Annotated in this window: 24 protein-coding genes; 16 read left to right on the plus strand and 8 right to left on the minus strand. The window is 69.9% G+C overall.

Annotation, left to right across the window (positions count from 1 at the left end):
- Window positions 1–7: 7 nt before the first annotated feature.
- Window positions 8–1,522 (minus strand): hypothetical protein, encoded by a 1,515-nt coding sequence (locus tag INT51_RS08030; RefSeq protein ID WP_193104778.1) that lies wholly within the window; start codon window positions 1,520–1,522, stop codon window positions 8–10.
- Window positions 1,519–2,199 (minus strand): ABC transporter ATP-binding protein, encoded by a 681-nt coding sequence (locus INT51_RS08035; RefSeq protein ID WP_193104779.1) that lies wholly within the window; start codon window positions 2,197–2,199, stop codon window positions 1,519–1,521. The genes INT51_RS08030 and INT51_RS08035 overlap by 4 nt, the downstream gene beginning before the upstream one ends.
- 319 nt (window positions 2,200–2,518) lie before the next feature.
- Between INT51_RS08035 and INT51_RS08040 the strand changes: the two genes are divergently transcribed.
- On the plus strand, window positions 2,519–3,109 hold the full coding sequence (locus INT51_RS08040) for a CarD family transcriptional regulator (RefSeq protein WP_193104780.1): 591 nt from the start codon (window positions 2,519–2,521) through the stop codon (window positions 3,107–3,109).
- Between the two features lie 60 nt (window positions 3,110–3,169).
- Here INT51_RS08040 and INT51_RS08045 read toward each other — a convergent pair whose 3' ends face one another.
- Both INT51_RS08045 and INT51_RS08050 read right to left on the minus strand, forming a co-directional pair.
- Window positions 3,170–4,483 (minus strand): MFS transporter, encoded by a 1,314-nt coding sequence (locus INT51_RS08045; protein WP_193104781.1) that lies wholly within the window; start codon window positions 4,481–4,483, stop codon window positions 3,170–3,172.
- 70 nt (window positions 4,484–4,553) lie between these two features.
- The gene (locus tag INT51_RS08050; RefSeq protein WP_193104782.1) at window positions 4,554–5,210 is read right to left on the minus strand and encodes an SRPBCC domain-containing protein; all 657 of its coding nucleotides are present in this window, start codon (window positions 5,208–5,210) and stop codon (window positions 4,554–4,556) included.
- A 157-nt stretch (window positions 5,211–5,367) separates the two neighbouring features.
- On the opposite strand from INT51_RS08050, the gene INT51_RS08055 reads away from it, so the two are divergent.
- From INT51_RS08055 to INT51_RS08090, 8 genes are all read left to right on the plus strand, one after another.
- Entirely contained in the window at window positions 5,368–6,114 is a 747-nt protein-coding gene (locus tag INT51_RS08055; RefSeq protein ID WP_193104783.1) for an HAD family phosphatase, read from the plus strand.
- Window positions 6,111–8,657, plus strand: coding sequence for a glycoside hydrolase family 65 protein (locus INT51_RS08060; protein ID WP_193104784.1), 2,547 nt, complete (start codon window positions 6,111–6,113; stop codon window positions 8,655–8,657). Before INT51_RS08055 ends, INT51_RS08060 begins: the two co-directional genes overlap by 4 nt.
- Before the next feature lie 88 nt (window positions 8,658–8,745).
- Window positions 8,746–9,930 carry a YihY/virulence factor BrkB family protein gene (locus INT51_RS08065; RefSeq protein ID WP_304502115.1) on the plus strand — a complete coding sequence of 395 codons (1,185 nt, stop codon included), beginning with the start codon at window positions 8,746–8,748 and terminating at the stop codon, window positions 9,928–9,930.
- Window positions 9,927–10,493: a peptide deformylase gene (gene def / locus INT51_RS08070; protein ID WP_193104785.1), complete on the plus strand. Its 567-nt coding sequence runs from the start codon at window positions 9,927–9,929 to the stop codon at window positions 10,491–10,493. The genes INT51_RS08065 and def overlap by 4 nt, the downstream gene beginning before the upstream one ends.
- Before the next feature lie 111 nt (window positions 10,494–10,604).
- Complete coding sequence (locus tag INT51_RS08075; RefSeq protein WP_193104786.1) at window positions 10,605–11,030, plus strand: Rieske (2Fe-2S) protein; 426 nt, start codon at window positions 10,605–10,607, stop codon at window positions 11,028–11,030.
- A complete protein-coding gene (gene trmB, locus INT51_RS08080) occupies window positions 11,020–11,835 on the plus strand; it encodes a tRNA (guanosine(46)-N7)-methyltransferase TrmB (RefSeq protein WP_304502116.1) in 816 nt (271 codons plus the stop codon). Before INT51_RS08075 ends, trmB begins: the two co-directional genes overlap by 11 nt.
- A 50-nt stretch (window positions 11,836–11,885) precedes the next feature.
- Window positions 11,886–12,935 (plus strand): LCP family protein, encoded by a 1,050-nt coding sequence (locus INT51_RS08085; protein WP_193104788.1) that lies wholly within the window; start codon window positions 11,886–11,888, stop codon window positions 12,933–12,935.
- Between the two features lie 51 nt (window positions 12,936–12,986).
- Window positions 12,987–13,352, plus strand: a complete 366-nt coding sequence (locus INT51_RS08090) for a DUF4235 domain-containing protein (protein WP_193104789.1) — start codon at window positions 12,987–12,989, stop codon at window positions 13,350–13,352.
- Between the two features lie 80 nt (window positions 13,353–13,432).
- Here INT51_RS08090 and phoU read toward each other — a convergent pair whose 3' ends face one another.
- Window positions 13,433–14,107 carry a phosphate signaling complex protein PhoU gene (gene phoU, locus INT51_RS08095; RefSeq protein ID WP_193104790.1) on the minus strand — a complete coding sequence of 225 codons (675 nt, stop codon included), beginning with the start codon at window positions 14,105–14,107 and terminating at the stop codon, window positions 13,433–13,435.
- A gap of 173 nt (window positions 14,108–14,280) precedes the next feature.
- On the opposite strand from phoU, the gene INT51_RS08100 reads away from it, so the two are divergent.
- Together INT51_RS08100 and INT51_RS08105 are read left to right on the plus strand one after the other, a co-directional pair.
- Window positions 14,281–15,585 (plus strand): cell wall metabolism sensor histidine kinase WalK, encoded by a 1,305-nt coding sequence (locus INT51_RS08100; RefSeq protein WP_193104791.1) that lies wholly within the window; start codon window positions 14,281–14,283, stop codon window positions 15,583–15,585.
- A 1-nt stretch (window position 15,586) separates the two neighbouring features.
- On the plus strand, window positions 15,587–16,279 hold the full coding sequence (locus tag INT51_RS08105) for a response regulator transcription factor (protein ID WP_193104792.1): 693 nt from the start codon (window positions 15,587–15,589) through the stop codon (window positions 16,277–16,279).
- A 99-nt stretch (window positions 16,280–16,378) separates the two neighbouring features.
- On the opposite strand, the gene INT51_RS08110 is transcribed toward INT51_RS08105, so the two are convergent.
- Entirely contained in the window at window positions 16,379–16,885 is a 507-nt protein-coding gene (locus INT51_RS08110) for a hypothetical protein (RefSeq protein WP_193104793.1), read from the minus strand.
- A 255-nt stretch (window positions 16,886–17,140) separates the two neighbouring features.
- Here INT51_RS08110 and INT51_RS08115 point away from each other — a divergent pair, with 255 nt between their 5' ends.
- Together INT51_RS08115 and INT51_RS08120 are read left to right on the plus strand one after the other, a co-directional pair.
- Window positions 17,141–17,623: a CarD family transcriptional regulator gene (locus INT51_RS08115; protein ID WP_193104794.1), complete on the plus strand. Its 483-nt coding sequence runs from the start codon at window positions 17,141–17,143 to the stop codon at window positions 17,621–17,623.
- 14 nt (window positions 17,624–17,637) lie between these two features.
- On the plus strand, window positions 17,638–18,438 hold the full coding sequence (locus INT51_RS08120) for a 2-C-methyl-D-erythritol 4-phosphate cytidylyltransferase (RefSeq protein WP_193104795.1): 801 nt from the start codon (window positions 17,638–17,640) through the stop codon (window positions 18,436–18,438).
- A 52-nt stretch (window positions 18,439–18,490) separates the two neighbouring features.
- Here the strand turns inward: INT51_RS08120 and INT51_RS08125 are convergent, their stop codons facing one another.
- Both INT51_RS08125 and INT51_RS08130 read right to left on the minus strand, forming a co-directional pair.
- A complete protein-coding gene (locus INT51_RS08125) occupies window positions 18,491–18,802 on the minus strand; it encodes a hypothetical protein (protein ID WP_193104796.1) in 312 nt (103 codons plus the stop codon).
- Between the two features lie 10 nt (window positions 18,803–18,812).
- Window positions 18,813–19,568, minus strand: coding sequence for a 2-C-methyl-D-erythritol 4-phosphate cytidylyltransferase (locus INT51_RS08130; protein ID WP_304502117.1), 756 nt, complete (start codon window positions 19,566–19,568; stop codon window positions 18,813–18,815).
- Window positions 19,569–19,720: 152 nt separating this feature from the next.
- Between INT51_RS08130 and INT51_RS08135 the strand changes: the two genes are divergently transcribed.
- The 3 genes from INT51_RS08135 to ilvA are packed head-to-tail and all read left to right on the plus strand — an operon-like array spanning window position 19,721 to window position 21,899.
- Window positions 19,721–20,023, plus strand: coding sequence for a PTS sugar transporter subunit IIB (locus INT51_RS08135; protein ID WP_193104798.1), 303 nt, complete (start codon window positions 19,721–19,723; stop codon window positions 20,021–20,023).
- Window positions 20,020–20,523 (plus strand): 2-C-methyl-D-erythritol 2,4-cyclodiphosphate synthase, encoded by a 504-nt coding sequence (ispF, locus tag INT51_RS08140; RefSeq protein WP_193104799.1) that lies wholly within the window; start codon window positions 20,020–20,022, stop codon window positions 20,521–20,523. Before INT51_RS08135 ends, ispF begins: the two co-directional genes overlap by 4 nt.
- A 2-nt stretch (window positions 20,524–20,525) precedes the next feature.
- Window positions 20,526–21,899 (plus strand): threonine ammonia-lyase IlvA, encoded by a 1,374-nt coding sequence (gene ilvA, locus INT51_RS08145; protein ID WP_193104800.1) that lies wholly within the window; start codon window positions 20,526–20,528, stop codon window positions 21,897–21,899.
- The last annotated feature ends 36 nt before the right edge of the window (window positions 21,900–21,935 follow it).

Genomic DNA, 21,935 nt, shown 5'->3' on the forward strand with positions numbered 1-21,935 from the left:
TCCTGGGTCACGCCCGCAGGGCGCGCAGGCGCCCCCAGGTCATCAAGGTCATCAGGGCGGTCAGGGCGGCCGCCGCGGCGAACAGCCAGGCCGCGCCCAGCGGGGCGACGGCGAGCAGGAGCACCCCCGCGGCGAGGGCGAGCAGGAGGGCGTCGGATTGCCAGGCGAGCATCGCCACCACGGACGTGTCGCCCTGCGGGGTGGGCATCGGGGTGCTCAGTGCCAGCGGCATCGGTCCCTTCGCGGCGTCCCGGGCACGGCCGAGGATCAGCACCGGCGCGAGCGCAAGTGGCAGGAGCACCGCGTCAGCGGCCGAGGCTGCTCCCGCCGCTGCCGTGATCCAGGTCGCTGCGCCGCCGAATGCTCCGAGCACGCACAGCAGCAGCATCGGGGCGACCAGATGCAGGAGCACCTGCTTCCCGGCAGACTGTCCGAACAGTCGTGGGGCACCGAGCGTGTGCACCCCGTGCCGGATGCCGTCCACGAACGAGCCGCTGGCGGCCCACAGGGCGAGGCTTCCGACCAGTGCCACGAACCAGGCGAGCGGTCCCGTGAGCACGGTCGACCCGGCAAGTGCTGCTGCGGCGAGCAGTGCTCCGACCACCCCCAGCACCATCCGCTCCGGGCTGCGCAGCCAGGCGATCGCGTCCCGTCGGGCGTACAGGACCACGAGCGGGCCGGAGCCGATCGCACGCAGGGCGCGACCGGCGGTGGGTGGGGCGCGGAACATCCCACCGGCCCCGGCCAGGTCCATGGTGGTCGCCGCCACGGTGGCGGCCTCCCAGCGGGCCGCCTGGTCCTGGAGCACGGCGCCCCGCAATCGGTCCAGCAGCGGCACGCTCACCCCGACCGCGAGGAGCCCGGCGAGGAGCAGGCTGCCCGCCGAAAGGACCGGCAGAGTCACGCCGATCGGGTAGGCGCCGCCGATCCCGACACCGATGGGCAGCAACAGGGCGCCGAGGGCGAGGGCGGCGAGCACGGCAACGAGGGTCCGACGCGCGACGGCCCCGAGCAGCTGTCCAGCGAGCCAGGCGGCCCCGAGCAGCAGGCCGGCTCCGGCGGCGGCGAGCGCGAACCCGACGACACCGCCGGTGCTCGCGTGCCCGACGGTGGCCAGAGTGACGGAGACCAGCACGGCCGGGATCACCATCCCCAGCACCGGCACGAGCAGGGCGCGAGCGAAAGGGCGCCACAGCACGGCGCGGCGGCGGATCCCGCTCGCCGCGAGGGTCGCGGTGAAGAACGGGGAGAGCAGGGCGGGGCCGCGCACGGCGCCGAGGAGCACCAGCACTGCTCCTCCGGCGCAGGCGATGGCGGCGCTGACCTGCGGAGCTCGCTCCATGAGCAGCACCGGCAGCACGTCGGGCCGCGCCAGCGCACTCCCAGCCGTCTGCAGGGCAGGGATGCCGAAGATCAGCGCGCTGAGCACGACGACGTACACCAGATACAGCAGGTCGCCGCGGGTGCGTGCCTCCGAGCGCTGCGCCCAGACCTCCCGGACGGCGTCGAGCGAGCCGTTCACTCCTGTTCCTCGAGATGCAGGCGCGATCCGGCGAGCTCCTCGAGCAGGCGCGGGCTGTGGCTTGCGAGCACCACGGTGGCACCGGCCTCGGCCCGGGACCGGATCGCCTGGATCACCAGCCCCAGGCGGTCGGGGTCCAGGCGCTGCTCGGGCTCGTCCAGCAGCAGGACTCGGCTGGGGCGGGCGAGAGTGAGGGCGAGCGCGACCAGTTGGGACTGGCCGCTGGAGAGCTCATGGGGGAAACGACGGCCGAGGGAGTCGATCTGCAGCTCGGCGAGCCGCTCCTCGGCCCGAGCACGGGCAGACTTCGCACCGATCCCCCAGGTGGCGGCGATGAACTGAAGGTGCTCGACGATGGTGAGATCGCGGGCGGTCTGCGGCGGTCCGATGTGGGCGGCGAGCGCGGCACGGAAGACCGGGTCCCGGTCGTCCGGGGCTCTCCCGGAGATGCGGACGGTGCCTGCGGTGGGCTCGAGGAGACCGCCGAGCACGCGCAGCAGCGTGGTCTTGCCGGAGCCGTTGGCACCGGTGATCGCCAGGATCTCTCCGGCGCGCGCCTGCCCGGTGGCCTCCAGCAGCAGCACGCTGCCCTCGGAGACGACGCCGACTCCCGCGAACCGGACCGGGTATGGCGTCGTGGCACCGTCATCATCGGTGCGTGCTGGCCTGGTTCTCATGTCCCCATCTGACAGCACGGAGATGCTCGCGGACGACCGACTTCGGTCGGCTCCTGGGCGCCGGATGTCGCCGCCCTCGAGGGTGTGACACATCCGGAAACGTCACCCTCTGGATATCGTGTCAGAACCATGAGATCATGGGGAGGCGTTGTCGTAGGTGCCGCCACCCTGTTCCTGCAGGTCGAGCGGCGCTCGAGCCGCCTCGGAGAACACCGCTGCCGCGCCCTGACCGGGCACTGCGCAGTACCGGGAGTGGCCGCCATGATCCCCGTGGGTCGTCGGTACCGACGGTGCACAGGCCCACCGAGGAGGTATCCCCTTGTCCGTTGCCACTCCGTCCGTCGACGTCGCCGTCCCGAAGCCCGGCGACGTGCTCGCCCACCCGGTCCATGGACCGGTGCGCATCGTCTCCACCTGCACTCGCACCGTCCGCGGGACCGAGCGGGCCTACGTCGACCTCGAGGTCATCGGCGACGAGATGCGGATCTCCGTGCCGGCCGATGGCAGGGATGTCATCGGGCTGCGCGCCGTGCTCGAGGAGAAGGAGATCGCCGAGCTCATCGAGCAGCTCTCCCAGCCGATCGCACCTCCGGCGAAGAAGGCCTCCTGGGCCCACCGGATCAAGTCCCTGACGATGCAGCTGCAGTCCGGCCGACTGACCGATCGGATCGAGGTCATCCGCGGGATCCTGGGAGACTCCGGCGGAGCTCCGTCGAGCCTCGCGGAACGCAATCTGCTCAAGCAGGCCATCGCCCCGCTCGCGGCGGAGATCGCGATCGCCCGCACGATCTCCCGGGAGGATGCCGACGCACTGCTGCAGGACACCGCCGCCCGCGCGGTCGCAGAGGGCATCGCCAATCCTCCCGTCGAGGTCGATCCCGTCGAGGCCGCTCCGGCCGGCGCCGCCTGAGGCCACCTCGCGCGCCGCACGACCGCACGACCGCACGACCGCACGACGATCTGCCCTGCTTCATCCTCTCCGGGTCCCCCCGGAGGGCGTGACGCGGGGCAGAGCTCGTGCCAGCCACGCCCCGCCGGCGAGGCAGAGACCGCCGGTGACGGCGCCGGCCACGACGATCGGTGCCACCACGGTGATGCCGGTGACCATGAGCGGCGCCGCCAGACGGCCGGCGCCGAGCATGGTGTTCCACCAGGCCAGATACCGGGTGCGACCGTGCACCGGGGACACGTCGATCCCCAGCGTCATGACGATCCCCGAGCCCAGACCATTGCCGAGCGCGATGAGCACGCTGGGCACCAACAGGGCGACCAGGGCGAGTGCAGGTCCCTGCCCGGCCAGGGTGGTCCCGAGGAGTGCGAGCAGGAGGAACCCGGCGCCCAACAGGAGGGCGCAGGGCACTGCGACGGCGACGCGCCCGTAGCGGTCCATGAGCGTCCCGGCCGGGATCACCAGCAGGATCTCCACAGCGGCGCTGACGCCGAACACGATCGAGACCCACACGGAATCCAGCCCCAGCGAAGCCCCCAGCAGCGGAACGATCACCGGCCGGTTCACGCGGGCCATCATCACCGGCGTGATCCCGACCCCCACCATCACCATCCGGCTCAGGACGGCGCGGTTCAGGCGGAGGCGGGCCTGGCTGCGAGGGATGCTCGCCCGGCGAGCACCGGCCGGGACCCTCCCTGTCTCCCCCGGCGGCAGGAAGAGGGCGATCATCGCGGTGCCCGCCGCGGCGGTGACCGCGAACAGGATGAACACTCCGGCCTCCGAGCCCAGCACCATGACCACGGCGCCGAGCAGCGGCCCGATCACCTGTCCGAGTCGGATCACCCCGCCGAATATCGTCATGCCGCGGGCGCGCATCGTCGGCGGGAGCGCCGTGCCGAGGTAGGCCTGCCTGCCCAGCTGCCACACCTGCGTGCTGGCGGCCATCACCAGCAGCAGCGCCACCAGCGTCACCTGATGGACGGGTTCAGGATCGCCCTCGAGCGCCGGGGCGAGCATCCAGTAGGCGACCACGTTCGCGATCACCAGCAGGCAGCCGGTGACCACGAGGGAGAGCCGGGCCCCGAAGCGGGAGATGACGCGCCCCGCGGGAATCGGCCCCACGAATGACGCGAGGCCGAAGATCATGGTCAGTGCCGCGGACTGGGGCACGGTGAACCCGAGATCGAGCGCGAGCAGCGGGATCACCGGCATCAGGGCGGCGAGACCGGAGAACTCCAGCAGGCTCGGGGCGTAGACGGACGGCGTCAGGGACCACAGGACCTGCTTCGGGGTGCGCGACCCCCCGCTCGGGGAAGGCGGCGCAGGGGTGGTCACTGCGGGAGTCTTTCACCGGGTAGTGAGCCTGGGCAAACACTTCCAGCGGGCGGACGCGTTCGCCCCGTGCTCAGCCGCCCAAGATGCTCGTCGTCGCCTTCTCGCCCTGACGTGCGGTGGCCTCGTCGACCCCGGCGGCGACGGCCTGGGCTGCCCAGCGCACCGACCAGGCGCGCACGTGCTGCGCACCCTCCTGCGTGGCGAGCCAGCCGCTCGTCGGCACCGGGACGTCTCGCAGGCAGCTCGCCCGCCAGCCGTCGGTCGCCGCGGCGAGCGCGAGCAGGGCGATCTCCCAGTCGATCGCCCCGAGACCGGGGCCGGCGCGGTCGAACTCCTCCCGCTCGATCAGCGTGGTGTGTCGTAGGCGCAGTTCCGTGGTGCCGTCATCCTCCGGGTCCAGACGGATCAGCAACGGATCAGCGCGGCCGTGGCGATCCCAGGTCAGGGCGATCTTATGGGGCGCCTCCACCTGGAGCACACGGCCACTGGCCCCCTGGGGCGCCTCGAAGAGACCGCCCTCGCGCAGGTCGCCGGAGACCGGACCGAACCACCCTGCGAGCTGCGCGGGGCGCGTCAGCAACGGCCAGAGCTGGGCAGGAGAACGGGTGATATTGGTCGTGAGGGTCAGCACTGCGCGCACCTGGGTGCGTCCTTCGTGGAACTGCTCATCGATCTCGAGCTCGCGTCGCACCGCGTCGACCACGGGCAGCGACTCCGTGACAGCCATCTTCTCCTCGGCAGGGTCGAAACCGCTCCGCACCGGCGCCTCTGCGCGGGGACGGACCTTCGAAGGGTAGCGGACCCGCGCACGGCGCGCCACGACGCCGGCCACCGCTGTGAGCGAACGCCCGCAGCAGCCCGTCCCGAGGGGACCGGCCCGTAGCATGATCCGCGTGACTGACGAGGCAGCTTTCCGACCACACGATCTCACCGCGCATCTCTTCGACCTCGACGGCGTGATCACGCCGACGGCCGAGGCCCATATGCGGGCCTGGTCCCGCATGTTCAGCGAGTTCCTCGCACAGCGCGGGGTGCAGGAGCCGTACACCGACGAGGACTACTTCGCCCACGTCGACGGCCGCCCCCGCTACGACGGGGTGCGCACCTTCCTCACCTCGCGCGATCTCGAGCTGCCAGAGGGCGCCGAGGAGGACCCCGGCGACCAGCCCGTGGGCGAGGAGACCGTGCGCGGGCTCGGAAACCGCAAGAACGACCTGGTCCTCGCCCTGATCCGGGACGAGGGCGTCACCCCCTATCCCGGATCCATCGCCTATCTCGACGCTCTGCCCGAGCAGGCTCGACTCGCGATCGTCTCCTCCTCGCGCAACGCGGAGGAGGTGCTGCGCGGCGCGGGCCTCCTGGACCGCTTCGAGCACATCGTCGACGGGAACGTCGCCGCCCGCGAGGGCCTGCCCGGCAAGCCCGCACCGGACACCTTCGTGCACGCCGCTCGCCTTCTGGGCGTCGATCCCGCCGATGCTGTCGTCTACGAGGACGCGGTCTCCGGTGTGGCCGCCGGCGCCGAGGGGTCCTTCGGTGCCGTGATCGGCGTCGACCGGGGTGCCGGGGCCGCAGAACTGACCGCGGCCGGAGCCACTCTCGTCGTGAAGGATCTGGAGGAGATCGCGTGAGCCGTCTGCGTTCGGTGCCCTCTGATCCCGTCGACCGGACCCACCTGCCCGTGGACGAATGGAGACTCGTCGAGTCCCGCCCGGGAGGGGACCTCGGGCATCTGGAGACCCTATTCACCACCGCCAACGGCTACCTCGGGATGCGCGGGACCCCCTCGGAGGGACGTGACGTGGAGAGCCACGGCACCTTCCTCAACGGCTTCCACGAGACCTGGAGCATCAACCACGCCGAGTCCGCCTTCGGGTTCGCCCGGACCGGGCAGACCATGATCTCGGTGCCGGACTCCTCCGTGATGAAGCTGTACGTGGATGACGAACCGCTGCTGCTGTCCATCGCAGACCTCCCCGAGTACGAGCGCTGGATCGACTTCCGGGAAGGCGTGCTGCACCGTGAGCTGATCTGGCGCACTCCCTCCGGGAAGCGGGTGAAGGTCGCCACCAGTCGCATGGTCTCCTTCACCCAGCGGCACCTCGCCCTGATGACCCTTCAGGTCACGATGCTCGATGGCGCCGCACCGGTCGCCGTGTCCTCGCAGATCATCAATCGCCAGGACATCGCGGACGACTACGGCAAGGGGGTCGATGGCGGACCGGTCACCGAGAAGGACGACCCGCGCCGGACCACGGACTTCACCCACCGGGTGCTGGAGCCGCAGCAGGACTGGCACAGCGAGCGGCGCATGCTGCTGGGCTACCGCGTGGCCACCTCGGGCATGACCCTCGCCGTCGGCGCGGACCACACCATCGAGTCCGACGTCGAGGTCGAGCAGTTGGTGGACACCAGCGCGGATCGCGGCCGTCAAGTGGTCCGTGCCGATCTGGGCGAAGGCAACACCCTGACCGTGCGCAAGGCGGTCGCCTACCACTCGTCCCGCTCGGTCCCCCACCGCGAGCTGTTCGACCGCTGCCGGCGCACGCTGGACCGCGTGCGGGCCGACGGGTTCGCGCCGCAGTACCAGGACCAGCGGGACTATCTCGCCGACTTCTGGGAGCGTTCGGACGTGGAGGTGCCCGGCCGACCCGTCGAGCAGCAGGCCACCCGCTGGTGCCTGTTCCAGTTGGCGCAGGCCGCGGCCCGTTCCGATCAATGGGGCATCCCCGCCAAGGGCGTCACGGGATCCGGCTACGAGGGTCACTACTTCTGGGACACCGAGGTGTACGTCGTCCCGTTCCTGACGTTCACCGAACCTCGCTGGGCGCGCAACGCCCTCCGATTCCGCAGCAATCTGCTGCCCAAGGCCCGCGAGCGGGCCCGTGAGCTCAACCAGCGCGGAGCCCTGTTCCCCTGGCGCACCATCAACGGCGACGAAGCGTCTGCCTACTACGCGGCCGGCACGGCGCAGTACCACATCAATGCGGACGTGGCCTACGCGTTCTCGCAGTACGTGGACGTCACCGGCGATGTCGACTTCCAGCATCGGGACGGGGTGCGGGTGCTGGTCGAGACGGCACGCATGTGGGCCGACCTCGGCTTCTGGCGACGCACCGCCGACGGCGACGCGAGCTTCCACATCAACGGCGTGACCGGCCCCGATGAGTACACCACCGTGGTCAACAACAACATGTTCACCAATGTCATGGCCCGCCACAATCTGCGTCGCGCCGCCCGCGCCGTGCGCGAGCTGCGCGACGCCGACGACGCCGCGTACGAGACGCTGCGGGGCGATCTGGGCCTCGACGAGCTGGAGCTCGAGCAATGGGAGGCCTGCGCCGATGGCATGTTCGTCGCCAAGGACGACTCCCTCGGCATCCACCTGCAGGAGGATCGTTTCCTCGAGCGCGAGGTCTGGGATCTTTCCAGCACCCCGCCCGAGGCGTTCCCGCTGCTGCTGAACTTCCATCCCCTGGTGATCTATCGCTTCCAGGTGCTCAAGCAGGCCGATGTGGTGCTCGCCCTGTTCCTGCGCGGCAGCGAATTCACCGCCGAGGAGAAGCGCGCCGATTTCGAGTACTACGACCCGATCACCACCGGGGACTCCTCGTTGTCCGCCGTGGTGCAGTCGATCATGGCCGCTGAAGTGGGCCATCAGAAGGCTGCCCTCGACTACTTCCGTGACGGGCTGTTCGTGGACCTCGGAAACCTTCACGGCAACACAGCCGATGGCGCTCACATCGCCTCCGCGGGTGGCGTGTGGAACGCCCTGGTGCACGGTTTCGGCGGCATGCGTCAGGACGAGGGTCACCTCAGCTTCGATCCGCGCCTGCCGGCGGACTGGCCGGAACTGCGATTCCCCCTCACCGTGCGCGGGTCCCGTTTCCGCGTCCGCGTCCTGCGCGAGGAGATCTCCTTCACCCTCGAATCGGGCTCCGAGATCGACGTCACGGTGCGCGGGGTGCGCGTGCGTGTCACCACGGCGGGCACCTCCGTCCCGCTCGTCGATCAGGGTCCGCTCCTCGATGACTCCGTGCTGGCCTCCCCCGTCGGCCTGGGCGACCGCCGTGCGGACGGGTCGATCATGACCTCCTACGTACCCCAGGATCCCGAGGACCCGTGGCAGTACCCGGTCGCGACAGATCCTGACGACATCATCGAGGCGGGCTGATAGCGGCTGAGCCGGCTTCGGTGGCATAGGCTCCAGCCGCGCCCCTCGGGCGCTCCCCGTCCACTTCAGCCCGGAGCATGAGCACACGGTGACCGCATCCCGCCCCCGTCGACCCAGGCCCGTGGTCGAGTACGCCCGACCCCGGCTGAGCATCATGCATGTCCTGAACCGGGTGCGCATGCGCCTGCTGGACATCCAGGTGTGGGATGTGGCCGGCACGATGACGTTCTACACGCTGCTGTCGGTGTTCCCGGGAGCAGTCGCCGTGGTCTCGATGATGTCGCTGATCGGCATCGAGTACCAGACTCTCGAGGCCCTGTCCGGGATGTTCACCGAGATCTTCCCTACCTTGGATCCCGGGCCGTTCCTCACCGCGATCCAGGCGGTCTCCTCCACCAGCGGCGGCCTGCTGGGCCTGGCACTGGGCACCGTCGGCTCGCTGCTGTCGGCCTCCAACGGCGTCGCCGCATTCCATCGGGCCCTGCACCGCGTGTACGACACCCGCGAGGGACGACCCTTCCTGTGGTTCCGGACCATCGTCTTCGGTGAGACGCTGCTGCTGGTCTCCGTCGTGCTCCTGGCCATCGGCATGATCATCATCGGCGGAGAAGCCTCGCAGCGCATCGGTGATTTCATCGGCATCCCCCGTTTCGCCTTCCTCGCCTGGAACCTCGTGAAATGGCCGATCATTCTGGTCATCCTGATCATCGGGGTGTCCTTGGCCTATTTCCTCTTCCCCAACGTGCGCCTGCCGCGCTACCGCCTGATGAGCCTGGGCTCCACGGTGTCCGTGCTGGTGCTGTTCGGCGCCGCCCTCATCGCCGGGCAGCTGCTGGTCTATGCGACGCGCTTCGCGGAGGTGCTGACCGTTCTGAACGGCCTGATCGCGATCCTGCTGCTGCTGTGGCTGGCGAACATCGTGGTCGTCTCCGGCGCGGCCCTGGACGCCGAGTTCCTGCGGGCCCGGCAGATCGCGAGCGGTCTCGATGCGTGGGACCACATCGTGCTGGACTCCCATGCCACCCACACCATGGACTTCCTGGCCGCGGATGCCGCCGAGGCCGAGTCGATCGGCCGCGCCGTCGCGAAGGCCACGCGGACGGGCGCATCACTGCGCCGCGAGCGCGGTCCGTGGATCGTGGAGGCCCGCAATCTGCTGGCCGTGAACCCGCCGGCGCGCCACCCCGTCACGAGTGGCCCCAGCAATCCCCATGAATCCAACGAGCCCCATGAACCCAGGGATCACTCGAAGACAGGAGACCCCACCGCATGAGCGTCCGCCCGATCACGATCGTCGGCCACCGCGCTCTCGCGCAGCGCACCCGCCGGGTCCGCGAGGTCACCGATGACATCCGCACCCTGGTAGCAGACATGTTCGAGACCAACGAGGCCGCTCACGGCGCGGGACTCGCCGCCCCGCAGGTCGGCTCGCGCTGGCGCCTGTTCGTCTACTCGTGCGCCGATGCGAGCGGCACCATGCAGCGCGGAGTGGTCCTGAACCCCCGGCTCGAGCGTTTCGGGGGCATCGCCCTGGACGAGGAGACGCTCGAGGGCTGCCTCTCGGTCCCCGGCGAGGGCTTCCCGGCCGCTCGGCACCGGGGCGCGCGAGTCACCGGCACCGACCTCGAGGGCCAGGAGGTCACCGTGCAGGACGAGGGCGGCGTGCTGGCCCGCGCTCTGCAGCATGAGGTCGACCACCTCGACGGCACCCTGTACCTCGACCGCCTCACTCCTGCCCGCAAGCGCGAGGCGCTCGACGCGGTCACCGAGCGCGGCTGGCGCGCCGTGGGGATCCTCACCTGGGACCCTCTGGAGCTCGAGGCCGCCGACGTCTGACCTGAGGCCGACGACCACTCTCGACACGTCGGCGCCGGCGATCGTCGTCCGGAGGGTCACAGCGGCCCGTCATGCCTCAGCACCCTCAGCAAGGCTGGGTATCCTGGGGGGATGGAACGCCCGTGCCTCTCCCGTCGTCATGCCCTCCTGCTGCCCGCCTCTGCCGCGGGGGTCGGCGCTCTGGCCGCCTGCGCACCCGAGGACGAGGGCTTCGGCACCGCGGAACCGGTCCGTGCCGACGACGGCGCGATCCCCCTGGACGAGATCCCGGAGAATGCCAGCACGCTGGTCAACTTCGGCGGCGAGCAGCCCTTCGTGCTGCTGGTCCGTGGCACCGGCGACGAGATCGCCGCCTACTCCGGCTACTGCACCCACAATGGGTGTGCTCTGCGCCAGGAGACCGCCGAGCTCGAGTGCCCGTGCCATGGTTCCAAGTTCGACGCCGCCAGCGGCGAGGTGCTGGTCGGTCCTGCGACCCGGCATCTGCCCGAGGTGGACGTGGTGGTCACCGAGGGGCTCCTCCGCCGTGCGAGCTGACCGCAGCGGCGAGGACAAGGCGCCCCGCGAGATCGTCTCGTTCGTCCGTCGCGGCGAGCGCTTGACCCCGAGTCGCCAGAGCGCGTGGGACCGTCTGTCGGACCAGTACGTCCTGGATCCCCCGCGGGGATCGCGCGACACCGTCCCAGGAGCCGATGCGAGCCTCGATCTGCAGGAGGTCTTCGGGCGTCGCGCGGAGCTCGTCGTCGAGGTGGGCACCGGGCTGGGCGAGAACATCGTCGCCGCTGCGCAGTCGCATCCCCAGCGCGATCACCTCGCGGTCGAGGTGTACCGCCCCGGACTCGCCCAGACCTTGAACCGCATCGATCGCGCCGGGTGCCCCCGGAACCTCCGACTGCTGCCGCTGGATGCGCAGCGAAGTCTTCCCGCCCTGCTGCCGGAGGCGTCGATCTCCGAGCTGTGGGTGTACTTCGCCGATCCCTGGCCCAAGGCGCGCCACCACAAGCGGCGGCTGATCAACCCGCCGTTCCTGGATGCGGTGCTGCCGCTGCTGAGCGACCGCGCGACCTTCCGCCTCGCCACGGACTGGGCGCAGTACGCCCATCACATGCGTCGGCTTCTGGACGCGCGCGCCGAGCTCGAGCTGCTCCACCCCGCTGGACCGCGCCCTGAGGGCGTCACCAGCGACACGCTTCCCGTGGATCTCGCGCACACAGGTTGGGCACCACGATTCGAGGGTCGTGTGAAGACCAGCTTCGAGAACAAGGGCGGCGGTGCCGGACGTTTAGTATGGGATCTCGCGTACACCCGAGTGCCTCGGCCCTCGGTGGGCGACCCCCTCTGATTCCTCAGGACTCCTGTCGCACCCGCGACACCATGTGAGAGCGAGCCCGTATGAATGCCCCTGACGATGTCGATCTTCCCTCCGACTGGGAAGACGACGACCAGCCCGATCCCCAGCAGCGCCGCGGCCGACGGATCGCTCTGATCGGACTCGGCCTGGTGGCCGTCCTCGTGCTCGGTGTCGGACTGGTGGTCGCGAACTATCTGCGCGGGATCAACGACTCCTACGAGAAGCGCACGACCGTGCAGATCACCCGCGGCGCCTCCGACGGGGAGCGCCCCGAGGCGATCGACGGCGCCGGCCGCAACTTCCTGCTGCTGGGCTCGGACAAGCGCTCCGAGGAGGATGCCGCCTCCGAAGGGGTCAGCGGCCAGCGTTCGGATGTGATGATGCTGGTCCACGTCTCGGACGACAACCAGAACGTGTACATCATGTCCTTCCCGCGTGACCTCTACGTCGATATCCCCGGCTACGGCAAGGACCGCATCAATGCGGCGCTCGCCTTCGGCGGGGCCGGCCTCGCGGTGACGACCGTGGAGAACTACGTCGGAGTCCCGATCGACCACGTCGCGCTGATCGACTTCGACGGCATCGAAGGGCTCGTGGACTCGCTCGGCGGGATCGACGTGAAGATCCCGCAGGACTTCGAAGCCGGCGGCCATCAGTTCACCGAGGGCACCCAGACCCTGAACGGCGAGGAGGCCCTGACCTTCGTCCGCGAGCGCAAGCAGTTCTCCGACGGCGACTTCCAGCGCAACCGGAACCAGCAAGCAGTGCTCCAGGGCATCGCGAGCAAGCTGATCAGCGCCGACACCCTGAGCGACCCGGGCAAGCTGTCCACCACCATCGACTCCATCTCGCCCTTCCTGACGACGGACGCCGACCTCACAGCCAGCACGATGGTGGAGCTCGGGCTGTCTCTGCGCTCCGTGCGCACCGGAGACCTCCACTTCCTCTCGATCCCCTACGGAGACCCGTACACCACCAGCGGCGGCGCGAGCGTCGTCGCGACCGACGAAGAGACGATGGACGTGCTGCGCGATGCTCTGCGCGCCGACGACATGGGCACCTATTACGCTCAGCATGCCGGGACCTACTGATCCATCGGTCCTGACGTCACTGCCGCATCACCCACCGCTTGGAGGAAACCCGTGGCCAATCCGCTCGTGAAGATCGCTGTGCCGCTGGCCGGCGTCGCCGCCGCCGTCGTCGGCAACAAAGCCGCCCAGGCCGGGTGGGGTGCCGTGTTCGGAGAGGACGCGCCGACCGTGAAGGCCGCCAAGTCCTCCCGCAAGGAGACCCAGAAGAACCGCAAGCAGGCCAAGAAGGACGGCCTGACGAAGGCCGAGATCCAGGAGATCAAGGATCCGACGCAGGATCAGCCGATCTGGAAGGCGCTGCTGTGGACCCTGGTCTCCGGGGTGGTGCTGCAGGGCCTCAAGCTCGCCGCGCAGCGCGGGGCCCAGGCTGGCGTGGAGGGGCTGACCAGCCGCCGCCCGCGCGCCAACCGCGGCTGACTGCCTGACTGCCTGACTGCCTGTAGACGAAAGGCGCCCCACGGATACCGTGGGGCACCTTTGGTCTGCGAGACTAACGCTCAGAACTCGGAGACGTCCACGCTTTCGTGGAGGGTGTCGGCCGAATCACCGGTGACCAGGAAGCCGACTCGCCGCACGAGAGACACGGCGTGGTCACCGAGTCGCTCGTAGAAGCGGATCAGCAGCGTGAGGTCGACGATCTGGGCGTTGGTGTAGGCGTCACCGCGCGACATCTCGCGGGAGACCTCCAGCATCAGGGCGTCGATCTCGTCGTCCTCCGTCTCGACCTGAGCGGCCAGAGCCAAGTCGCGCTCGGCGATGACCTGGCCGGCCTCATGGAGCGCGGCGTGTGCGAGCGCGGACATCCGGGCGACCTGCTCGCGGTGCTGCTCGGGGACGGCGAGCGCCGGATGCGAACGGCGGGCCACCAGCGCCACATGGGCGCACAGATCGCCCATGCGCTCGAGCGTGGAGCTCATGCGCAGGGCCGCGACCAGCAGACGAAGGTCGGTGGCGACCGGGGATTGGCGAGCAAGCAGCTCGACAGCCTTGGAGTCCAGCTCGAGCTGCCGCTCATCGAGGTGCGGGTCGGCGGCGATCACGCGCTCCGCGAGGGCGAGATCCCCCTCGAGCAGGGACCTGGTCGCGCTCTCGAGGGCCGTCCCGACCAGGTCGACCATGTCGATCAGGTCGTCGACGATGTGCCGAAGATCGCTCTGGTACGCCTCGCGCATGGTGACTACTCCTCTGTGTGACGGGCCTTCGCCCCTCATTCTCGCAAGGGCGGATGAACAGATGTCACCGGTCGATGAACTCCGAGCGTAGTCCCCGTGAACTCCTGGTCTCCAGTGTCTCCCGACGCGCGGTGGAATACCAGGCAGGAGCGCCGGAGGCCTACCCTGTACATGTGCCCCTGACTGCCCTCCTCCTGCTCGCCGGAGCGATCGGTCTCGTGATCGGCTGCGCTGCGACGCTGGCCCTGCTGCGATCCGACCGTCGCGGCACGGCCGCGCCGTCAGCGCCGCATCCGGGCGTCCCGGAGGCCACTGCTGAGGTGCTGGCGATCCTGTCCTCGGCGTACGTCGTGCTCGACGCCAGCGGCGACGTGCTGCGAACCTCGCCACTGGCGTACTCCTACGGCATCGTGCGGGCCGCTGAGGGCGACTACCCCCGACTGGCGAATGCGGAGCTCATGGAGCTGGCGGCCGACGTCGGCCGCAATGGCGGGTTCCGCGACGAACGATTGACCCTGCGCCGATCCAGCCACCGCGACACCGACGCCGTGATCGATGTGCGGATCGGCTCGCTCGGCGAGCACGGCGCGCTGCTGCTGGCCGACGACCTCACCCGCGCTGTCCGGGTGGAGGAGACCCGCCGTGACTTCGTGGCCAACGTGTCGCACGAGTTGAAGACCCCGGTCGGCGCGATCACCCTGCTGGCCGAGACCATGGAGGACGCGGCGGAGGACCCGGACGCCGTACGACGCTTCGCCGAGCGCATGCAGGTCGAGTCCCGTCGCCTTGCGCACCTGGTGCAGGAGATCATCGAGCTCTCGCGGGTCCAGGGAAACTCCTCGTTGCCGGATGCCGAGCCGGTCGAGATCGACGACGTCGTCGACAAGGCCGTGGCCCTGAACCGCAACTTCGCGCTCGGGTCGACGATCGAGGTCGCCCTCGGTGCGGCGAGCGGGCTGCGCGTCTTCGGCTCCTCCTCCCTGCTGACCACGGCGCTGTCGAATCTGGTCTCCAATGCGATCGCGTACTCGGAACCGCACACCCAGGTGGGGGTGTCGGTGCGACGTGACGGCGGGATGATCGAACTGTCCGTCAAGGACCAGGGCATCGGGATCTCCAAGGAGAATCTGGAGCGGGTGTTCGAGCGGTTCTTCCGGGTCGATCGGGCCCGTTCACGCACCACCGGCGGCTCGGGTCTCGGGCTCGCCATCGTCAAGCACATCGCCACCGACCATGGTGGCGAGGTCACGGCCTGGTCCATGCCCGGCCAGGGCTCCACCTTCACGCTCCGCCTCCCGGAGATGGGGGACACCGAGACGCTCATCGCCGCGACCTCCCGCGCCTCGTCCCGCGCGGAGCCGACTGCACCTACCGGGACAGGCCGCGTCTCGACGGCCGCCGGCGACTCCGGGTCCGTCGGACCCGACAGCGATCGACGCGACGTGGCGAGTGACCACGCGCATGGAAAGGCAAGCTGATATGACGCGCATCCTGATCGTGGAGGACGAGGAGTCGTTCTCCGATCCCCTGTCCTATTCGCTCCGCAAGGAGGGCTACGAGGTCGCGGTCGCGGACACCGGCACCGACGGCCTGCGGATCTTCTCCGCCCACGGCGCCGACCTGGTGCTGCTGGACCTCATGCTGCCCGGGATGAGCGGCACCGAGGTGTGCCGGGAGATCCGACGCACCTCGAGCGTGCCGGTCATCATGCTCACGGCGAAGGACGATGAGTTCGACAAGGTCCTGGGCCTGGAACTGGGGGCCGACGACTACGTCACCAAGCCCTACTCCTCCCGCGAGCTGCTCGCCCGTATCAAGGCGGTGCTGCGTCGCGGCCAGGAATCGGCGGAGGCCGAGGAGGACACCACGCTGAGTGCCGGCACCATCATGATGGACGTCGAACGCCATGTGGTGCAGGTCCACGGCGACGAGGTCGCGCTGCCGCTCAAGGAGTTCGAACTGCTGGAGATGCTGCTGCGCAACGTCGATCGCGTGCTCACCCGCGGTCAGCTCATCGACAGGGTCTGGGGTGCCAATTACGTCGGCGACACCAAGACGCTGGACGTGCACGTGAAGCGACTCCGCGCCAAGATCGAAGATGACCCCAAGAATCCGGTGCATCTGGTGACGGTGCGAGGACTCGGCTACAAGTTCGAGTCCACCGGGAGCTGACCCGGCAGGAGGCCACCGACGGCTCAGCCCCCGCAGCGATGCTCACGGGGGCTGGGTCGGTACGGGTGCTTGTGCTCGGGCCGCGAACGGGAGGCGGTCTCAGGCCTGCGGGGCCGGGGTCTCGCCGTCGTCCTGCAGGTGCTCCAGGCTCTCGTCCGTGACCGGCATGCTGATGACAGCGCTCTCACCCTCCGCACTGACGGAGAGCTCCATGATCACGCCCGGATTCACGGTCACGTCGCCGATCGGAACCGACTGCTGCCCCTCGCCGGAGCCGAGTTCGACGGTCTCGTGAGCGGGGACGGCCACTCGGGTGGAGAACACGAGGCCCTCCTCCGTGGTGCCTTCGAGATCGACCGTGAGCTCCTGGTCCGTATAGTTCACGACGCTGCCGGCGACCTCGGCGGGCCCTTCGGGATCGATCACGACGATCATGTTGCGGACGCCGGCGGTCCACGTTCCGGCCTCTTCGAGAGTGCCGTTGGTGCCATCGGCGGCCTGATAGAAGTCGTGCGTCTGCACCGGGCTGAGGTACGTGCAGCCGGAGGCGGCGAGGGCCAGCCCCAGGGCAGCTGCGGAGAGCACGAGACGGCGGGGACGGCGCACAGAGGACTCCTGTTCGATGCCGCTGAGGACGGCAGGACATTCGGGGGACAGCACTGACAGGATACCGCACCGGGCACGTCGGACCGGCCCGCTCCGTCACCCCCGCACGCTGCGCGTCGCCCGAGGTCACGCCCTGGCCGCGGGGGCCCGCCCGGAGCGTCCAGAACCGACATGAACAGCGCGTTCACGCACAGCGCGCGGATCCTAGCACGATGCACCGATGCTAGACTGGTCTGCGGAAAGGGGACCCACCACATGAATTTTGCTGTCGGCGAGACCGTCGTCTACCCGCACCATGGTGCCGCGCTCATCGAAGAGGTCAAGACCCGCACCATCAAGGGCGAGGATCGCACCTACCTCAAGCTCAAGGTCGCCCAGGGTGACCTGACCATCGAGGTCCCCGCCGACAACGTCGACCTCGTCGGCGTTCGTGACGTGGTGGACAAGGAGGGCCTCGATGAGGTCTTCGAGGTGCTGCGTCAGCCCTACACCGAAGAGCCCACCAACTGGTCGCGTCGTTACAAGGCCAATGTCGAGAAGCTGGCCTCCGGTGACGTCAAGAAGGTCGCCGAGGTCGTGCGCGACCTGTGGCGCCGCGATCAGGATCGTGGCCTGTCCGCCGGCGAGAAGCGCATGCTCTCCAAGGCGCGCCAGATCCTGGTCTCCGAGCTCGCACTCGCGGAGAAGACCGACGAGGTCCATGCCGAGTCGATCCTGGACGAGGTCCTCGCCTCCTGAACCGGCTGCGCTCCATGTCCTCACCCTCGGCGAGTCCGACGACCACCGCAGTGCGGCCGGTCGTGCTCGCGCTCGCACCTCCCGCTCCGGGCGTCTCCCATGGGTCCACGACGCCCTGCCTGGAGATGCTCGGCGGGGCGCGGCTCATCGAACACCTGCTCGACACCCTCGCCGCCGCGGGCCTCCCCTCCCCCCTGGTCGTGTCGGGCCACGACTCCGTCCCTGCACTGCGCCGAGTGCTGCGCGAGCGCGCTCACGTGCTGGGGACCGACGGCGGTCGGCGCAACGCCCTGAGCGCTGCGGTGGCGGCGACCACGGAGGAAGCCCTCCTGGTGCACGATGCCGAGCGGGCGCTCACCCCGGTCTCGGTGGTCACCGAGGTGCTGGCCGCGCTCGATGTCGAAGCCGATGCAGCGCTCCCGGTCATCGCGCTGACCGACTCGGTCAAGGCGGTCCACGATCAGGGCCTGCGGAATATCGATCGCTCCACCGTGGTCGGCATGCAGAGCCCGCGGCTGCTGCGTCGGGCGACGCTGGAGGCCGCGCTGGCACAACCACGGACTGCCGGCATCGAGGCCGAGCGCGGCATGTCGAAGGCGGCTCTGACCGCTGACCGCCGCCTTCTCGCCGAGAACGCCCCGGAACGCTTCGACGAGATCCTCTCCGCGCTCAGCACCGGCGCGCAGGTGCGCACCGTGCACGGCTCGCATGCCGGGTTCGCGGTGCGCGACCGGCTCAGCCTCTGGCAGGCCCAGATCTCCCGGGGGCTTGCGCGGGATACGTCACACCGCCACGGGCTGTCCCGTCGTACCTGAGAGCCCGTGACCGGCACCGGGGCGACCTTCTGACGCAAGGCGTGCTGCGCAGTCAGCGACCTCGGCGGCTGCGCCAGACGGTCCGGAACTCGCCGACCATCCGCAGCGGCTTCGACAGCGTGCGCTGCGGGAGGGTCGTGGCGAGCTCACCGGGGTCCCTGCGCAGACGACGCATGAGGCGGCCTGGCTTGCTCGAGATCCGCTGGCGCAGGTCCGGGAGGTATTCCTCGGAGACGTCCAGGCGGGTGACCGCCCCGCATCCCGTGCACTGGATCTCGGACACGAAACGCCCCGCGTAGACGACGACGTGCTCCGCCTCCTGATCGCAGGCGGTGCAGCGCAGAAAGCTCTCCTCGACATTCATCCGTTCCTCCTCACCCGGTCCTCAGACCTAGCGCGGTCACCACGTCCTGGGCCAGGAGCAGATCCTGTGCGTACGTGATCTTGAAGTTGGTCTCCTCGCCGCGGACCCACGTCACCGGGATGTCCGTGTACTCCTCGGCGCAGGAGGCGGTGTCGGTGCCGACGAACCCATCGCGGGCGGCGGCCTCGTACGCGTCCAGGATGGTGCATGCCCGGAAGCCCTGTGGGGTCTGGACCCGCACCAGGTCGTCCGGGCGCAGCGCCCCCGAAGCGTCCAGCCGGTCCGCGTCGCCGGCGGGCGCGATGTCGGTGCCCGGGATCCCGGGCACCGCTCCCCCACTCTCCCGTGCGGCGTGCAGCACCGCAGCGGCCAACCCGTGGGAGACCAGGGGGCGGGCGGCGTCGTGGATGAGCACCGTGTCGATCACGCCGGTGTCGATGCGGTCCGCGAGATGGCGCAGGGCCAGCAGTTCGGATTCCTGACGGGTGTCGCCGCCGGTGATGATCTCCAGCGGGCGATCCGTCTCCCGGCCGGCGACGAAGCGCGCGTGCTCGAGGTCGTCGGGGCGGACCACGAACACCAGGATCCCGACCCCCTCGACCGCGCCGAGCGTGTTCAGACCCCAACTGGCGATGCTGCGGCCGGCGAGAGGGAGGAATGCCTTGTTGATCCCCGCTCCCACGCGGGTTCCGGAACCACCCGCCAGCACCACGCCCGCGGCGCGGCCGCGTCGGCGGGAAGAACGGTGTCGACGGGTCTGGCTCACGCTGGCATCGTAGACGCCCCCGGGGGCCTCGTGCACCGCACAGGTCACTCGTGACAGAATCGACCGTCGCCGGGGGCCGGAACGCCCCTGTGGACCTGCACGTCCAGGGGTCGTCGTCCGCTGCCCCATACTCGACCATCCCAGGAGATCGAATGCTCACCATTGCCATCGTGTGCGGCGCGGGGATTGCCACCTCCGCGCTGGTCGCGGAGCAGGTGCGTGATCACCTCGCGTCCCGCGGGCGCGACGCGCACGTCGTGCAGGCCACCGTGATGGACCTGCTCTCCGCCGACTTCCAGGCCGACATGGTGGTCAGCACCGTCGACCTTCCCGCGGCCCTCGGGATCCCGCAGGTCTCGGGAATGCCCCTGCTGCTGGGAACCAACCCTCAGGTCACCTACGACGACATCGATCGCCTGCTGGCGCGGATCGACGAGGAGGGGAAGGCTCGATGAGCCCCATCCCACCCCTACCCCGTGTGGGCATCGGGGTGGACGTCCATGCCTTCGCTCCCGTCGAGGCCGAGCGCGAGCTCTGGATCGCCGGACTGCACTGGACGGGCGAGCCCGGTCTGGCCGGGCACTCCGATGCGGACGTCGCCTGCCACGCCGCGTGCGACGCCCTGTTCTCCGCAGCGGGGATCGGTGACCTCGGGACGCATTTCGGGGTCGACCGTCCCGAGTGGGACGGCGCCTCGGGCGCGCGCCTGCTCGCGGAGGCGGCGCGGTCGGTCCGCGCAGCCGGTTTCCTGATCGGAAACATCTCAGTGCAGGTCATCGGCAATCGCCCGCGACTGTCCGGTCGGCGCGAGGAGGCCTGCGCCGCGATGAGCGCGGCCGCCGGCGCCCCGGTGTCGGTCTCGGGCAGCACGTCCGATTCGCTCGGCCTGACCGGCCGTGGCGAGGGCCTCGCGGCAATGGCGACCGCCCTGGTCGTCGCCGAGCAGGAGAACTGACCATGCCGACCGCCCCGAACGTTCCGACCACGCCACAGTCCTCGGATCGACCGCTGCCCGTGACCGCGGCGGACGTGGAAGCTGCTGCCGCGCGCCTGGAACCGGTGCTGCGGCGCACCCCTCTGCATCGCAGCGAGCGACTGAGCGCACTCGCCGGGGCCCCGGTGTGGCTCAAGCGGGAGGACCTGCAGTCGGTGCGCTCCTACAAGCTGCGCGGCGCACACCTGTTCCTGGACTCCCTGGGCCCCAAGGCCCGCGCAGCCGGCGTGGTGGCCGCGAGTGCGGGCAATCATGCCCAGGGCGTCGCCCAGGCCTGCCGCACCCTCGGTATCCGCGGACGCATCTACGTGCCCAGCACCACCCCGCGCCAGAAGCGCGAGCGGATCACCGCCATCGGCGGTGATCTCGTCGAGCTGGTGCTGTTCGGCGACACCTTCGACGATGCGGCAGGAGCTGCGGCAGACGACGCCGAGCGCACCGGCGCGACCCAGGTTCCCCCCTTCGACCACGCGATGATCATGGCAGGCCAGGGCACTGTGGCCCTCGAGGCCGTCGATCAGCTGCGCACCGAGCACGGCCGCGAAGTCGCGACCGTGGTGCTGCCGGTGGGCGGGGGTGGGCTCCTCGGCGGCAGCGGAGCCTGGTTGCGGGAGCGGACCCCGTCCGTGCGGATCATCGGGGTCGAACCCGCCGGTGCGGCCTCGATGGCAGCTGCGATGCAGGCCGGGTACCCCGTGAGCCTGCACGACATGGATCGCTTCGTCGACGGCGCCGCCGTGCGCCAGGTCGGCGCAGAGCCGCTGCGCATGGTGTCGTCGATCGATCCCGAGCTGGTCGCGGTCGACGAAGGCGCCGTCTGCACGGAGATGCTCGCGCTCTACCAGGTCGACGGCATCATCGCCGAGCCCGCCGGGGCCCTGGCCGCGACCGCCGTCGCCACCGGCAGGCTGGAACGCCCCGAACAGCCCGAACGCGCGGTCGCGGAGGCGTCGTCCGCGCAGGAGCAGACGCGCCCGGACGAGGATCGCGGCGACATCATCGTGGTCCTCTCGGGAGGCAACAACGATGTCTCGCGCTACCACGAGGTCATCGAGCGTTCCCTGGTGCACGAGGGCCTGAAGCACTACTTCCTGGTCACTTTTCCCCAGGAGCCCGGGGCGCTGCGTCGTTTCCTGGATCGCGTGCTCGGGCCCCACGACGACATCGTGCTGTTCGACTACATCAAGCGCAACAACCGCGAGGAGGGGCCCGCACTGGTGGGCCTCGAGATCGGCGAACACCGCGATCTCGAGCCGCTGATGGCTCGGATGGCAGCCTCGAACATGGAGATCGAGCGCGTCGATCCCCGCGACCCGATCTACCGCTACCTCACCTGAGCGATCAGAGGGGCCCTCGAGCGCGCGGCGCCGCCA

This window comes from Brachybacterium sp. FME24, from assembly GCF_014897705.1.
Taxonomy (GTDB): Bacteria; Actinomycetota; Actinomycetes; order Actinomycetales; family Dermabacteraceae; genus Brachybacterium.

Bases quoted from the DNA above. Each gene is read 5' to 3' on its own strand.
- INT51_RS08050 (WP_193104782.1), bottom strand. From the start codon at position 5,210: ATGGCTGTCACGGAGTCGCTGCCCGTGGTCGACGCGGTGCGACGCGAG.
- INT51_RS08125 (WP_193104796.1), bottom strand. From the start codon at position 18,802: ATGAATGTCGAGGAGAGCTTTCTGCGCTGCACCGCCTGCGATCAGGAG.
- INT51_RS08120 (WP_193104795.1), top strand. From the start codon at position 17,638: ATGTCCTCACCCTCGGCGAGTCCGACGACCACCGCAGTGCGGCCGGTC.
- INT51_RS08105 (WP_193104792.1), top strand. From the start codon at position 15,587: ATGACGCGCATCCTGATCGTGGAGGACGAGGAGTCGTTCTCCGATCCC.
- ilvA (WP_193104800.1), top strand. From the start codon at position 20,526: ATGCCGACCGCCCCGAACGTTCCGACCACGCCACAGTCCTCGGATCGA.
- phoU (WP_193104790.1), bottom strand. From the start codon at position 14,107: ATGCGCGAGGCGTACCAGAGCGATCTTCGGCACATCGTCGACGACCTG.
- INT51_RS08035 (WP_193104779.1), bottom strand. From the start codon at position 2,199: ATGAGAACCAGGCCAGCACGCACCGATGATGACGGTGCCACGACGCCA.
- INT51_RS08075 (WP_193104786.1), top strand. From the start codon at position 10,605: ATGGAACGCCCGTGCCTCTCCCGTCGTCATGCCCTCCTGCTGCCCGCC.
- INT51_RS08115 (WP_193104794.1), top strand. From the start codon at position 17,141: ATGAATTTTGCTGTCGGCGAGACCGTCGTCTACCCGCACCATGGTGCC.
- def (WP_193104785.1), top strand. From the start codon at position 9,927: ATGAGCGTCCGCCCGATCACGATCGTCGGCCACCGCGCTCTCGCGCAG.
- ispF (WP_193104799.1), top strand. From the start codon at position 20,020: ATGAGCCCCATCCCACCCCTACCCCGTGTGGGCATCGGGGTGGACGTC.
- INT51_RS08085 (WP_193104788.1), top strand. From the start codon at position 11,886: ATGAATGCCCCTGACGATGTCGATCTTCCCTCCGACTGGGAAGACGAC.
- INT51_RS08055 (WP_193104783.1), top strand. From the start codon at position 5,368: ATGATCCGCGTGACTGACGAGGCAGCTTTCCGACCACACGATCTCACC.
- INT51_RS08135 (WP_193104798.1), top strand. From the start codon at position 19,721: ATGCTCACCATTGCCATCGTGTGCGGCGCGGGGATTGCCACCTCCGCG.